Here is a 13,527-nt window from a genome sequence, read left to right on the forward strand (position 1 = left end):
TCGGGTCGTCGTGGACCCCAGGAGGCTACCAGCCCCTCTCGAACGGGTGTCGGACAGGAGATGTCCCTCCGCCGCCTAACCCTGCGTGACGGCGAGCGCGAGGACCGCGCCGCCGACGGTCGGCACGACCGCGACGAGACCGAGCAGCGCGTACTGCGCCCACGAGATCCGGACGCCCATCGCCGTCAGCCGCTGGTGCCAGAGCAGGGTCGCGAGCGACGCCCACGGCGTGATCAGCGGACCGGCGTTGACGCCGATCAGCAGGGCGACCAGTCGCACCGGATCCGCGGCCACGGGCTCGAGAGCGAGGTACGCCGGCAGGTTGTCGACGAGGTTCGCGGCCACGGCTCCGGAGCCGGCGAGACGCAGCAGGTCCGCGACTGTGCCGCCCTGCCCCGCGACCACGGCGAGCGCCGCCCCCAGCCCGAGCTGGTGCGCCGCCTCCATCGCGACGAAGAGGCCGGCCGCGAAGACGACGAGCTGCCACGGGAGGAGCGAGGCGCGGAGCGCGCGGGGCCGGCGCACCGCGAACAGGACGACCAGCACCACCGCCGCGGCCGTGGCGGGGATCCACACCTCCAGTCCGGACACCAGCGCGGGCAGCAGGAGGGCCACCACCGCGCCGGAGCCGACGAGCAGCACGCGATCCCCGATCGGCGTCCGCTCCCCCGCGCTGTAGCGGCCCGCCAGCTCGCGGCGGTACCGGATCGCGAGCACCAGCACCGGGACCGCGGCGGCCACCAGGGCGGGCAGAGCGGTCAGCGCGGCGAACTCGAGCGGCCCGTCGACGCCGAGCCGACGCTCCGCGAGCAGGTTCGTGAGGTTCGACACGGGGAGCAGGAGCGACGCGCAGTTCGCCAGCCAGACCGTCGCCATCGCGAACGGCAGGGGCGACACCTTCACGTGCGCCGCGAGCAGCACCACGACGGGCGTCAGCAGCACCGCGGTCGTGTCGAGCGACAGGAAGACCGTGCTCAGCACCGCGAGGAGCACGACGAGCAGCCAGAGCACGGCCGTGCGGCCCCGACCCCAGACGGCGGCGCGCTCGGCGACCACGGTGAAGACGCCCGCCTCCGAAGCCAGCTCGGCCACGACCGTGACCGCCACCACGAAGGCGAGGATCGGTCCCGTCCGCTCGACGAGCGCGCCCAGCGCCTCGGGAGGGAGGACGCCCGTGAGCACCGCCACCGCTCCGAGCAGGAGCAGGACCACCCCGATGACTGCGGTGCGCATGCGGTTCCGATCCTCCCGGCGCCCGGATGCTGCCGGGCGGCGGTCCACGGTAGCGGGAGAACGGCTCCGTCCTGTCAACCGCTCCGGGCATCGCGACGGCACCGGTAGCGTCGTCGTGAACACCGGGAGGCAATCGATGCGCAAGTTCATCCTCAACTCGAGCGTCATCAGCGCGCTGGTCGGCGGCTGGTCGATCCTTCAGACGACCCGCAAGGGGCCGCGCGACTGGCGACTCGTCCTGCAGTGGGTCAGCTGGGCGATCGCCGTGGCGGTCGCCTTCGGATCCGTCTCCTACGACTCCAAGGAGCTCGCCAAGGAGGAGAAGGGCAAGAAGCGCGATCGCTGATCGTGCCCGCTGACGCGCCGTTCGCCCTGTGCGGCGGCGTGTCAGCGGACTGCGTCCCCGCTCCCCCGCGACACTGGTCTCAGCTGTTGGTCGCACGGGAATCGGGGTTCGTCATGAGGTTTCGTCTGAGGCGCCGCCCGCCGGTCCCCGAGGTCGTCGCGGCCCCGGCGCTCACGCAGGACGAGCTCTTCGCCGTCGTGCACGAGCGCCTCGCCGCGTTCGTCGGCTCCGACGGGGCGTGGGTCGTCACACGCCGCAGCCACGACGACCGCGATCCGATCTTCCACGGGATGCTCGCGAGGTCCCTGGCGCACGAGCTCGCCGGAGCGATCCAGGCGCAGCAGCTGCGCGCAGGCGTCGCGGAGACCGAGAATCCCGTCACCTCGGCGATCCCGGTGATGCGCGCCTCCACTCCGCCCGTCGAGACGGAGCCCGCGGCCCTCACCTGGGAACCGAAGCCGATCGCCGTCTGGGCGGAGCCCGACGCGCCAGCGCAGCTCCCGGTCGACGCGACCCGCTAGGCGCGGCGAGCGGACCCCGCCCCTCCCCTGCTGATCGAGTAGCCCGCGCAGCGGGCGTATCGAGATCCCCCCCTCCACCGCGGGGTCGTGAGACGCGCCTCCCGCTCAGACCTGCTTCCAGCCCTCCGGGCCCTCGCTGCCCGCGGGGTACTCGTCCAGCGGCACGGCGCCCGAGCGCCAGGCGTCGAGTGCCGGCTGCACGATCCGCCAGCACTCCTCGGCCGCGTCCCCGCGGACCGAGAGCGACGGGTCGTCGTCGAGGATGCCCGACAGCACCTCGCCGTAGGCCAGCAGCTCGCCGGCTCCGAAGGTCGCCTCGAGTGACGCGCGCTCGAGCGTGTAGGGGTCGCCGGGACCGTTGATGTTGAGCTCGAGCGCCATCTTGTCCGGAGCGAGGAACAGCCGCAGCACCGAGGGCGACTCCGTGCCGTGGAAGCCGCTCGGCAGGTGCGGCACGGGCTTGAAGCGGATGACCACCTCGCGGCGGCGCTCGCCCAGCGCCTTGCCGGAGCGCAGCGTGAAGGGCACGCCCGCCCAGCGCCAGGTGTCGATCTCGACCGTGAGCTCGGCGAGCGTCTCGGTGCCGCGCTCGGGGTCCACGCCCTCCTCCGAGGCGTACGCGGGGAGCTCGCGTCCGTCGACGGACCCGGCGGTGTACCGCGCCCGGCGAGAGCCCTCCTCCTCGCGGATCCGCGTGGCGCGCAGCACGATTCCCTTGGCGTCGCGCAGGTCGGCGGCGTCGAGCGTCGACGGCGCCTCCATCGCGACGACCGCCAGCACCTGCAGCAGGTGGCTCTGGATCATGTCGATCAGGGCACCGGCGCCGTCGTAGTAGCCGGCGCGCCCCTCCAGCCCGAGCTGCTCGTCGTAGACGATGGCGACGCTCTCGATGTGCTCGGCCGACCACAGCGGCTCGAGGATCCGGTTGGCGAAGCGCAGGCCCAGCAGGTTCATCACGGTGGCGCGGCCGAGGAAGTGGTCGACCCGGTGGACCCGCTCCTCGGGCACGAGCGCGGCGAGGCGCTCGTTGAGGGCACGGGCGCTCTCCTCGTCGACGCCGAAGGGCTTCTCGAGCGCGAGCACGGTTCCCGCGGGCAGGTCGTGCGCGGCGAGCGCGTCGCACGCTTTCGCCGCGATCGCGGGCGGCAGGGCGAAGTAGATCGCGACGGGTCCTGCGAAGCTCGCGAGCAGCGCGGCGAGCGCCTCCGGATCGGTGACGTCGATCTGCTGGTACCGGGTGCCCGCCACCATCTCGTCGGCGCCGGTGCCGCTCGTCTCGACCGTCGCGAGCGAGGTGGAGAGGACCTCGTGCCAGTGCTCCTGCGTCCAGTCCTCGCGGCCGGCGCCGACGAGCTGCAGCCTCCGGTCGGGTTCGCGCGTCAGCAGCTGGCCGATCGCGGGGAGCAGGAGCCGGGAGGAGAGGTCCCCCGTCGCTCCGAGGATGAGCAGTGTCGAGACCGAGTGCGTCATGCGGCTCACCCTACGGCGCGGGTGAGGACCGACGCTCCGCCTTGACGGGGAGTGCCCGGCTCGTGCTGAGAGGATCCGTGCATGGTCTCCCCGATCGAGGACTACGCGGTCCTCTCCGACTGCCGCACCGCCGCTCTCGTCTCCCGCGACGGCGGCATCGACTGGCTCTGCCTCCCGCGCTTCGACTCCCCGTCCGTCTTCGGCGCCCTGCTGGGCGGCGACGAGCAGGGGCGCTGGTCCCTGCGGCCGGTCGATCCCGACGCCCGCGTCGAGCGCCGCTATCTCGGCGACACGCTCGCCCTGCTCACCCGGTGGACGACGTCGAGCGGAGTGGTGGAGGTCACCGACGTGATGCCGTTGCGGGACGACCGGGCCGAGCTCGTGCGCCGGGTGCGCGGCGTCTCGGGCACGGTGCGGATGCGGCAGGAGCTGCGCCTCCGCTTCGACTACGCGCGGGTCGTGCCGTGGGTGCGCCAGGAGGGCACGGACGAGGCTCCGCTGCTGGTCGCCGTGGCAGGGCCGGACGCGGTCGTCGTCCGCGGTGTGCGGCTGACGGCGACCGACCACGTCCACAGCGCCGAGTTCGACGTGGCCGCGGGTGCCGTCACCGATCTCTCGATGGCCTGGTTCCCCTCCCACCACCGCTCCCCCAAGGCCCTCGACGTCGATCGGGCCCTCGAGACCACGCTGGCCTGGTGGTCGGAGTGGGCCGGATCGATCCGCTACGACGGCCCGTACCGCGAGGCGGTCGTGCGCTCCCTGCTCACCCTCCGCGCCCTCACCGACGACCAGACGGGCGGCATCGTGGCCGCCGCGACCACGTCGCTCCCGGAGGAGTTCGGCGGCAGCCGCAACTGGGACTACCGCTACGTCTGGCTCCGCGACGCCGCGCTGACCCTGCAGGCGCTGCTCGCTCACGGCTTCGAGCAGGAGGCGCAGAAGTGGCGCGCCTGGCTGCTCCGCGCGGTGGCGGGCGATCCGGCCGACGTGCAGATCATGTACGGCATCGCAGGCGAGCGGGACCTCGCGGAGCGCACGATGCCGAGCCTGCCCGGCTACGACGGTGCCTCGCCCGTGCGGATCGGCAACGCGGCGGTCGACCAGTACCAGGCCGACGTCATCGGCGAGGTCATGGTCGCGCTGCACGAGGCGCGCACCGCGGGTGTCGACGAGAACCGGTTCTCGTGGCCTCTCCAGCGCGCCCTGCTCGGCTTCGTCGAGGAGAACTGGCAGCGACCCGACAACGGCATCTGGGAGATCCGCGGCGAGCCCCGCCACTTCACGCACTCCCGGGTCATGATCTGGGCCGCACTCGACCGCGGCGTGCGGGCGGTCCGCGAGCACGGCCTCGACGGCCCGGTCGAGACCTGGGAGGCGCTGCGCGACGAGGTGCGCGCCGAGATCGACGCGCAGGGCTTCGACGCCGAGCGCGGTCACTTCGTGCAGTCGTACGGATCGACGGAGGTCGACGCGTCGCTCCTCGTGCTGCCGATGGTCGGCTACGTCGACGCCGACGATCCGCGGATGACCGGCACCGTGGCCGAGATGGAGCGCGTGCTCCTGCATGAGGGGCTCCTGCACCGCTACCGCACCGAGTCCTCGGTCGACGGCCTGCCGGGCGGCGAGCACCCGTTCCTCGCCTGCTCGTTCTGGCTCGTCCGGCAGTACGCCTCCTCGGGGCGCCTCGACGACGCCCGGACGCTGATGGACCGGCTGGTGTCGCTCGCGAACGACGTGGGCCTGCTGTCGGAGGAGTACGACGTCGAGAACCGCCGCCACGCCGGCAACACTCCGCAGGCGCTCTCGCACCTCGCTCTCGTGCAGGCCGCCGACGCGATCGCGGCGAGCCGATGAGCGCGCGTCGGCGCCGGCCGCTCCGGATCGTGCTGCTCGCGCTGGGCGGGCTGCTCGCGGTCGCCGTGCTCGGCTTCCTCACCTGGTCCTCGATCGTCCTCGGGCCGGACGAGGCGGCCCTCGAGCGCGTGCGAGCCGAGCCCGGAGTGGGCGTCGAGCGCACCGACTCCGCGATCGTGATGACTCCGACCGGCGGCGCGTCGGGCGAGGGTCTCGTCTTCGTGCCGGGCGCCAAGGTCGATGCGGAGTCGTACGAAGCGACCCTCGCCCCGCTCGTGGCGGAGGGCGTCACGGTCGTCATCACGCGCCCGGTCCTCAACCTCGCCTTCTTCGACCTCCGTTCGCTCGAGAGCTTCACCGACCAGGCGGAGGGGGTCGACGAGTGGTTCGTCGGCGGTCACTCCCTCGGCGGCGTGAAGGCCTGCCAGTGGGCGGGAGGCGACGACGTCGCCGGCCTCGTGCTGCTGGGCAGCTACTGCGCGAACGACCTCTCGGCGAGCGGCCTCCCCGTCCTCAGCGTCAGCGGATCGGAGGACGGATTGAGCACCCCCGCGAAGGTCGCCGCCGCCCGCGACCTGCTGCCCGCCTCCGCGGAGTCCGTCGAGATCGAGGGCGCGAACCACGCCGCCTTCGGCTGGTACGGCCCGCAGCCGGGTGACGGCGTCGCGACGATCGGCCACGAGGAGTCGGATGCGCAGCTGGCCGAGGCGCTGACCGCGTTCCTGACGGCGGAGCGCTGAGCGGGCGCGGTTCCGGGGCGGCTTGACTTCGAGCGCGCTCGAAGTCCTAGGGTGACGCCATGTCCACCACCCCCCTCGCCGAGGCGCCCGCCGCCGACGTGCTGTCGATCTCGGAGGTCGCCGCGGCGACCGGTCTCACCGTGCACACGCTGCGCTACTACGAGCGCGTCGGGCTCATGCTCGAGCCCGTCGAGCGGGCGTCGTCGCGGCACCGGCGCTACAGCCCCTCGGACGTCGGCTGGGTGGACTTCCTGACCAAGCTCCGCGCCACGGGGATGCCGATCGCGCGCATCCGCGAGTACGCGGGTCTGCTCAGGATCGGTCCCGCGAGCGAGCCCGAACGGCTCGCCCTCCTCCGGGCGCACCGCGCCGAGGTCGAGGAGCAGCTCGCGCGGACCCACCGCAGTCTCGCCGCGATCGACATCAAGATCGCGGCCTACCAGGAGAGGACCACCTCGTGAAGAAGATCACCCTCGGCGCCGGCGACCCCGGAACCGCCCTCGACGTCTCCCGCCTCGGCCTCGGCGCCATGGGCATGTCCGCCTTCTACTCCGGCGCCGGAACCGACGACGCGGAGTCGATCCGCACCCTGCACCGCGCCGTCGACCTCGGCGTCGTCTTCATCGACACCGCCGAGATCTACGGCCCGTTCACCAACGAGGAGCTCGTCGGCCGCGCCCTCGCCGACCGTCGCGACGAGGTGGTGATCGCCAGCAAGTTCGGCATGATCCAGCACCGCGGCTCCGGCGAGCGCGGCCTCGACGGCTCCCCCGAGAACCTCCGCCTCGCGGTCGAGGGGTCGCTGCAGCGCCTCGGCACCGATCGGATCGACCTCTACTACCAGCACCGGATGGACCCGGGCGTGCCGATCGAGGAGACGGCCGGCGCCTTCGCCGAGCTGATCCAGGAGGGCAAGATCCGGGCCTACGGACTGTCGGAGGCGGCGCCCGCGACGATCCGCCGGGCCCACGCCGTGCATCCCGTCACGGCCGTGCAGTCCGAGTACTCGCTCTGGACGCGCGACCCCGAATCCGAGGTGCTGCCGCTGCTGCGCGAGCTCGGCATCGGCTTCGTGCCCTACTCGCCGCTGGGACGCGGCTTCCTGACCGGAGCCATCCGCTCCGTCGACGCGCTGGGCGACGACGACTTCCGCCGCTCCAACCCCCGCTTCGCGGACGGCAACCTCGAGGCGAACATCCGCATCGTGGAGGAGGTCGACCGGGTCGCGGCCGAGGTCGGCGCCACGTCGGCGCAGGTCGCGCTCGCGTGGCTGCTCGCGCAGGGCGACGACATCGCGCCGATCCCCGGCACGAAGCGCGTGTCGCGGATCGAGGAGAACGCGGCGGCGGATGCGCTGGTCCTGACCGGGCAGCAGCTCGCGGCGCTCACGGCCATCGAGCCGCCGGTGGGCGAGCGCTACGCCGACATGTCCTCGATCGGACGCTGACCGGCAGCGGAGGCCGCCTGCGGAAGGCGACCTCCGTTCGCGTCAGTCGGGCCGTCGGGTGTCGCGCAGGTCGATCAGCCCGGTGAACAGCGCGCCGCGCTCGTTCGACGCGGCGTCCCCCGAGAACAGGTTGTCCGGAGTCGCGTGCTGGCGCGGCGGCGTCGGCCGGGCGGCGCCGTTCGCTCCGGGCTCCTGCCGCTCCATCTCGACGCGCTGGCGGGGCAGGGCGACCGGGTCGCTCTCGTGCAGCCACTGCACGAGCCGCTCGCGCACGTAGCAGCGGAGGTCGAACAGCGTCGGCGCGTCCTTCGCGGTGACGAGCACCCGGATCCGCACGAACCCGCCGACAGCGTCGGTCACCTGGAGGACGCTGACGCGCTGGTCCCAGAGGTCGGTCTGCTCGAGGATCCGGTGCAGCTCCTCGCGCATCTCGTCCGGGCGCACGCGCCAGTCGAGATCGAGCTCGACCGCTCCGAGCAGCTCGGAGCCGGTGCGGGTCCAGTTCTGGAACGGCTGGGTGGTGAAGTAGTTCGTCGGCAGCACGAGGCGGCGGTCGTCCCAGAGGTGCACGACGACGTAGGTCAGCGTGATCTCCTCGATCCGCCCCCACTCGCCCTCGACGATCACGACGTCGTCGAGGCGGATCGCATCGCTGAAGGCCAGCTGCACCCCTGCGAAGATGTTCGTGAGGCTCGACTGCGCGGCGAGGCCCGCCACGATCGAGAGCACACCCGCCGAGGCCAGGAGGCTCGCTCCCGCGGTGCGCGCCTGCGGGAAGGTCAGCAGGGCGGCTCCGATGGCCACGACCACGACGGCGGCCACTGCGACGCGCCGGATGATCGTCATCTGGGTCCGCAGGCGGCGGGCCCGGCGGTTGTCGACGGTGTCGGTGCGGTAGCGCTCGGCGCCCAGATCCTCCAGGAACACGAAGAGCGCGCCGACCAGCCAGGCCGACGCTCCGATCGTCGCGATCTGGAAGACCCGGTCGACGAGCTCGGGAGCGACGTCGCCGGTCACCGTCGCGGCCAGCGCGATCCAGACGGCGATCGTCAGCAGGAGCACGCGGAACGGGATGCGGACGCGGCGGATGAGCAGCCGCGCCCAGACCTTGCGCTTGCCGATCATGCGGATCGCGAGGGCGACCACGGCGGTCACGACCACGGCGATCACCACGGCGACGGCGACCGCGAGTGCGATGCCGCCGATCTCGGGGAGGACGTCTTCGGGCACGTCGGTCCTTTCGTCGGGGAGGGGGGCGAGCGAGCGGCCCAGCCTTCCACGGACGAGCCGCGCGGTCGGGAGCGCCGGGGCGACGTCGTGCGGATGCCCAGGCGGGTGCGAGGTGCGGCAGGGCGTCCCAGGATCGGGACGAGCCGCTCGCGCGTGGGGCGACCGCGCCCCGGAACGACGAAACGCCCGCCGGAGGGGCGGGCGTCTCGGGTGGTGCACCCCCTCGGACTTGAACCGAGAACCCACTGATTAAGAGTCAGTTGCTCTGCCGATTGAGCTAGAGGTGCGTGGCGATGCTGCCGTGGTCCGGAGGAAACATGCTTTCCGAACCGAGGAATCACATTAGCAGTGGCTCCCCCCGTCTCGTCAAATCGACGCGGCGACGGCGGGGCGCACCCGGGCCGAGACGCCCGCGACGGACCCGCTCAGTATCGTGGAGCCGTGACTCCGAGCCTCGACGACGACCTCCGCCTCGCCCTCCGCCTCGCCGACGCGGCCGACGCCGTCTCGAGCGAGCGGTTCCTCGCGAGGGACCTCGTCGTGACCACCAAGCCCGACCGCACCCCGGTCACCGACGCCGACCGCGCGGTCGAGGAGACGATCCGCGGGATCCTCGGCGAGGAGCGGCCCGAGGACTCGATCCTGGGCGAGGAGTTCGGCACCTCGGGCGAGGCGTCCCGCCAGTGGATCCTCGATCCGATCGACGGCACGGCCCACTTCCTCCGCGGCGTGCCGATCTGGGCCACTCTCATCGCCCTCGCGGTCGACGGCGTCCCCGTCGTCGGCGTCGTCTCGGCGCCCGCCCTCGGCAAGCGCTGGTGGGCCGCGAAGGGCTCCGGCGCGTGGACCGACGAGAGCACCGGAGCCGTGGGCCGGATCGAGCTGCCGGACGAGCTGCGCGGCGTCCTGGCCGCGCCGGCGGTGCAGCAGCCGCGCCGGATCCGGGTCTCGGGCATCGCCGACCTGGCCGACGCGACCTTCAGCTACAACAGCATCCAGCAGTGGGACGGCGCCGGCCGCCTCGATCAGCTGCTCGAGCTGGCGCGCGGCGTCTGGCGCGACCGCGCGTACGGCGACGCCTGGGCGTACATGCTCGTCGCCGAGGGCCTGCTCGACGGCGCGGGCGAGTTCGACGTGAAGCCCTACGACCTCGCGGCCCTCGTGCCGATCGTCGAGGAGGCCGGCGGCCGCTTCACCTCGGCCGACGGCGAGGCCGGGCCGTGGCACGGCAGCTCGCTGGCGACGAACGGCGTCCTGCACGACGAGATCCTCGCCATCGTGGCGGCCCGATGAGGCGCCGCCTCTGCCTTGTCGCCGGCGCGGCCCTCGTCCTGGCGCTCGCCTCCTGCTCCTCGGTCGTCGGGTCCGATTCCCCCGACGCCGTCCGGGACGAGGCCGGAGTAGTGGTGACGGCGGGCGTCGTCGACGCCTTCTCGGTGCGGAGGGGCGACTGCCTCCTCGCCCCCGACGGCTCCCGCCTCGCCGACGTCGAACTCGTGCCGTGCGCCGACGTGCACGACCTCGAGGTGTTCCACGCCTTCGAGCAACCCGGTGACGACTACACGAGCCGGAACACCCTCCTCGCTCAGGCTAAGGCCGCGTGCGACCTGGAGTTCCCGGCCGCGATCGGCGTCGCGTACGGCGCCTCCGCGCTGGAGTACCGCAGCATCGTGCCCTCCGAGGCGAGCTGGAGGCACGGCGATCGCACGATCCTCTGCGCCGTGTTCGATCCCACCACGGGACCGGCCGCCGGCACGCTCTTCGGCGCCGCCCGCTGACGACGCTGTGCGGCCGCCGCCGACCGTCAATCCCTGCCCCGGACCCGTTGACACGCGCCAGCAGTCGGCGCACTGTGAAGGCACCCGAGAACGGCCCGGGGGGCGCCGGACGAGCGACGAGGAGTCGTCCATGCAGCACGAGACCAGCGCCGATCCACCCGAACGGCGCTCCGTCACCGAGCGGGACTTCGCGCCCGCGGACACTCTCTTCGACCGCATCCGCCACGAGACGGCGCTCATCGCCGCCGCCGACGCCCTCGAGGAGGGCGGCCACTCCGACTGGGCCGCCGTGCTGCGCGACTACACCGTCGCCTCGGACAAGGTCCTGTCCGTGCACGGCGACGCCGACGCCGCGACGCTGGGCTGGCTGAAGGCCCGCGGCATCGTCTCGCTGCTCGTGACGGAGGAGTGCGACGACGCCCACACGGTCGAGCACGTCTCCGCCGCCCTCGCCGCGATGAACGCCGTGACCCTCACGGTCGACGCGGAGCGCTCCGAGCGGCTGCGCCCGCTGATCGAGGCCCTCGCCAGGGTCCTCCCGGACGCCTTCGCCGAGCTGCCCGTCCGCGGGCACTCGGACTACCCGCCCGGGACCGCCGCCGCCGCGCTGACGCCCACCGAGCTGTACCGCTCGTGGGCCGCGCCCGTGACGCTCGCAGGACCCGCGCGGGAGGAGGCCGACCGCGTGGAGCTGCTGACGCTCTACGGTCGACTGCGCCAGCTCGACGTGCGGCCGGAGTGAGCGGCGCCGGACGTGCAGAAGCCCCGCCTCCCTCTCGGGAGCGGGGCTTCTGTCTGCTCGACGTGTGCGACGACGACCGGTGGTGGAGATGGGGGGAATTGAACCCCCGTCCATCGCTGTGATTCTGCGCCTTCTACGGGTGTAGCCAGTGAAAGCGTTCTACTCGGCCCCGACCGTTACCACTGACGCATCGGTCGACGGGCCCAGCCCGAGTTCGAGTCCCGCGTCGCCCTCAGGCGTAACGACGCAGCAAGTCCTCTAGATGACGCCAGGATCCGGGGCGAGGACGCACCCACGGGCTGACGGACTATCGACTCTGCTTAGGCAGCGAGAGCGAAGTCGGTGCGCTTCTGTTCGGCACCTGTGTTTTTCAGAGATCGTTAACGAGATAACCCTGAATCCTCGACCCGCTTCTCGCAGTTTCGCAGGCAATGTCGAAACCGATCATCCCCGCGAGCACTCGGTGCGGATGCTGGGAAGCACCGCCCTGGAGTGGGTCGTCGTCGCACACTGTCGAGTTGTGGATCCGCTGCTCCCCGAGAGGAGCGGCGGCTGCCGCGAGCGGGTGGAACCGCAGTGGCAGAAGACCATTCTAGCCGCTCCTGCGAGCGCGTGGGGCCGCGGGTCAGGACTCGGCGCGCGCCGTCACCCGTCGACGCCGCAGGTCCAGCAGGCCGAGCACCAGCGCGAGCGCGATCAGCCCGAGGGTCACGAAGTAGCCGTTCCGGAACGCGTCGTGGTACGCCACGAGACCCTCGGTCATGCCCGCCTCGCTGGCGAGCGTCGCGAAGAAGACGGCGGAGGCGCAGGCCGTGCCGACCGCAGTGCCGAGGCGCTGGCCGAGCTGCCCGACCGACCCCGCCACTCCGCCCTGCTCCGGCGGGATCTCGGCCAGCGTCAGCGTCTGGTTGGGCGAGACGACGAATCCGCCGCCCGCTCCGGCGACCAGCATCGCCGCGGCCATGCCGTAGGCCGCCGTGTCGGCCGACATCAGCTCGGCCGCCAGGAGCACCAGCGTGAAGCCGACCACCACCAGCACGATGCCCAGCACGACGAGGGCGCGGCCGTAGGTCTGCACCAGCTTGCCGCCGTACCAGGCGGTCAGCGCCGAGGTGAGGGCGAAGGGGATGCTCACCATGCCGGCGAACACCGGCGCCAGCCCGAGGCCCTGCTGGAGGAACAGGGTGGTGAGCAGGAACGTCGCCGGGATGGCCGCGAAGTACGACGTCGCGACGAGGATCCCGTTGCGGTACGAGCTGGTGCGGAAGATGCGGAAGTCGATGACCGGGGTGCGCCCGAGCGACGCGTAGTGCGACTCCCAGCGCACGAACACGGCGGCGGCCGCCACCGCGAGCAGCAGCCAGAACCAGCGGTACGGCGAATCGCTCGACGCCCCGGTGGTCAGCAGGAACGGGAGCATGAAGGCGAAGATCGCGACGCCCAGCAGCAGCAGCCCGACCGGATCGAGAGAGGTGTCCCCGGCCGACTTCCGCTGCACCCGCGGCAGGAGGCGCCACGCGAGGACCAGGGCGGCGACACCCAGCGGGATGTTCATCCAGAACAGCAGCCGCCAGCCGTCCTGCTCGCCGCCGATCGCGATCAGCAGCCCGCCCAGCGTCGGACCGAACGCCGTCGACAGGCCGATCACCGCGCCGAACACGCCGAACGCCCGGGCGCGCTCGGCGCCGGTGAAGAGCTGCTGCACGAGCCCGAGCACCTGGGGCATCTGGATGCCCGCCGCGATCCCCTGCAGGAAGCGGGCGACGACGAGCAACTCGATCGACGGCGCGACGGCGCAGAGCAGACTCGTCAGCGTGAAGACGGTCAGGCCGATCAGGAAGAGCAGCCGTCGCGAGCGGATGTCGCCCAGGCGTCCGGCCGGCACGAGCGAGAGACCGAACGCGAGCGCGTATCCCGCGACGATCAGCTGCAGCTGACTCGCGTCCGCCGAGAGCGACTTCTCGATCGACGGCAGGCCGACGTTGACCTTCGAGAGGTCCAGGATCGTGAAGGCCGCCACCGACACCGCCACGGCGAAGGCCCGCCAGCGGGTCCTCTCCTCGGCGGCGGTGCGCGGTGCGTCGGGGGAGCTCTCGGAGGCTGTCACGCCGTCCAGTCTCCCAGCACGCGCCGAGCCGTGACCCGGCTTGCGCGCGGACGCCCTCC

Annotated in this window: 13 protein-coding genes, 1 tRNA gene and 1 other RNA gene; 9 read left to right on the forward strand and 6 right to left on the reverse strand. The window is 72.5% G+C overall.

What is annotated here, in order from left to right; translation table 11 throughout:
* Positions 1-75 precede the first annotated feature (75 nt).
* Positions 76-1,233, reverse strand: a complete 1,158-nt coding sequence (locus ASF48_RS15215; protein ID WP_055793574.1) for an SLC13 family permease — start codon at positions 1,231-1,233, stop codon at positions 76-78.
* A 136-nt stretch (positions 1,234-1,369) separates the two neighbouring features.
* Between ASF48_RS15215 and ASF48_RS15220 the strand changes: the two genes are divergently transcribed.
* The gene (locus ASF48_RS15220; protein WP_055793576.1) at positions 1,370-1,579 is read left to right on the forward strand and encodes a hypothetical protein; all 210 of its coding nucleotides are present in this window, start codon (positions 1,370-1,372) and stop codon (positions 1,577-1,579) included.
* 113 nt (positions 1,580-1,692) lie between these two features.
* Positions 1,693-2,100: a hypothetical protein gene (locus tag ASF48_RS15225; RefSeq protein ID WP_055793578.1), complete on the forward strand. Its 408-nt coding sequence runs from the start codon at positions 1,693-1,695 to the stop codon at positions 2,098-2,100.
* 105 nt (positions 2,101-2,205) lie between these two features.
* Here the strand turns inward: ASF48_RS15225 and ASF48_RS15230 are convergent, their stop codons facing one another.
* Positions 2,206-3,570 carry a glucose-6-phosphate dehydrogenase gene (locus tag ASF48_RS15230; protein WP_200931025.1) on the reverse strand — a complete coding sequence of 455 codons (1,365 nt, stop codon included), beginning with the start codon at positions 3,568-3,570 and terminating at the stop codon, positions 2,206-2,208.
* 81 nt (positions 3,571-3,651) lie between these two features.
* Between ASF48_RS15230 and ASF48_RS15235 the strand changes: the two genes are divergently transcribed.
* Genes ASF48_RS15235 through ASF48_RS15250 form a run of 4 tightly spaced genes read left to right on the forward strand, consistent with a single transcriptional unit; the run spans position 3,652 to position 7,611 of the window.
* Positions 3,652-5,424, forward strand: coding sequence for a glycoside hydrolase family 15 protein (locus tag ASF48_RS15235; protein WP_055793584.1), 1,773 nt, complete (start codon positions 3,652-3,654; stop codon positions 5,422-5,424).
* The gene (locus ASF48_RS15240; RefSeq protein WP_055793586.1) at positions 5,421-6,164 is read left to right on the forward strand and encodes an alpha/beta hydrolase; all 744 of its coding nucleotides are present in this window, start codon (positions 5,421-5,423) and stop codon (positions 6,162-6,164) included. Before ASF48_RS15235 ends, ASF48_RS15240 begins: the two co-directional genes overlap by 4 nt.
* Positions 6,165-6,223: 59 nt before the next feature.
* Positions 6,224-6,625, forward strand: coding sequence for a MerR family transcriptional regulator (locus tag ASF48_RS15245; RefSeq protein ID WP_055793587.1), 402 nt, complete (start codon positions 6,224-6,226; stop codon positions 6,623-6,625).
* On the forward strand, positions 6,622-7,611 hold the full coding sequence (locus ASF48_RS15250) for an aldo/keto reductase (protein ID WP_055793589.1): 990 nt from the start codon (positions 6,622-6,624) through the stop codon (positions 7,609-7,611). Before ASF48_RS15245 ends, ASF48_RS15250 begins: the two co-directional genes overlap by 4 nt.
* A 42-nt stretch (positions 7,612-7,653) precedes the next feature.
* Here ASF48_RS15250 and ASF48_RS15255 read toward each other — a convergent pair whose 3' ends face one another.
* Positions 7,654-8,841, reverse strand: coding sequence for a mechanosensitive ion channel family protein (locus ASF48_RS15255; protein ID WP_235577268.1), 1,188 nt, complete (start codon positions 8,839-8,841; stop codon positions 7,654-7,656).
* A 211-nt stretch (positions 8,842-9,052) separates the two neighbouring features.
* Positions 9,053-9,128: transfer RNA gene (locus ASF48_RS15260), tRNA-Lys, on the reverse strand.
* Positions 9,129-9,282: 154 nt separating this feature from the next.
* Here ASF48_RS15260 and ASF48_RS15265 point away from each other — a divergent pair.
* The 3 genes from ASF48_RS15265 (at position 9,283) to ASF48_RS15275 (ending at position 11,361) form a co-directional block, all read left to right on the forward strand.
* Positions 9,283-10,134: an inositol monophosphatase family protein gene (locus tag ASF48_RS15265; protein WP_055793591.1), complete on the forward strand. Its 852-nt coding sequence runs from the start codon at positions 9,283-9,285 to the stop codon at positions 10,132-10,134.
* A complete protein-coding gene (locus ASF48_RS15270; protein WP_055793593.1) occupies positions 10,131-10,619 on the forward strand; it encodes a septum formation family protein in 489 nt (162 codons plus the stop codon). Before ASF48_RS15265 ends, ASF48_RS15270 begins: the two co-directional genes overlap by 4 nt.
* A gap of 130 nt (positions 10,620-10,749) precedes the next feature.
* A complete protein-coding gene (locus tag ASF48_RS15275) occupies positions 10,750-11,361 on the forward strand; it encodes a hypothetical protein (RefSeq protein ID WP_055793596.1) in 612 nt (203 codons plus the stop codon).
* Between the two features lie 80 nt (positions 11,362-11,441).
* Here the strand turns inward: ASF48_RS15275 and ssrA are convergent.
* Positions 11,442-11,813, reverse strand: a transfer-messenger RNA (tmRNA) gene (gene ssrA / locus ASF48_RS19090).
* Positions 11,814-11,986: 173 nt separating this feature from the next.
* On the reverse strand, positions 11,987-13,477 hold the full coding sequence (locus ASF48_RS15280) for an MFS transporter (RefSeq protein ID WP_082481571.1): 1,491 nt from the start codon (positions 13,475-13,477) through the stop codon (positions 11,987-11,989).
* Positions 13,478-13,527: the final 50 nt, after the last annotated feature.

Source organism: Rathayibacter sp. Leaf299 (assembly GCF_001423055.1).
GTDB lineage: Bacteria > Actinomycetota > Actinomycetes > Actinomycetales > Microbacteriaceae > Rathayibacter > Rathayibacter caricis.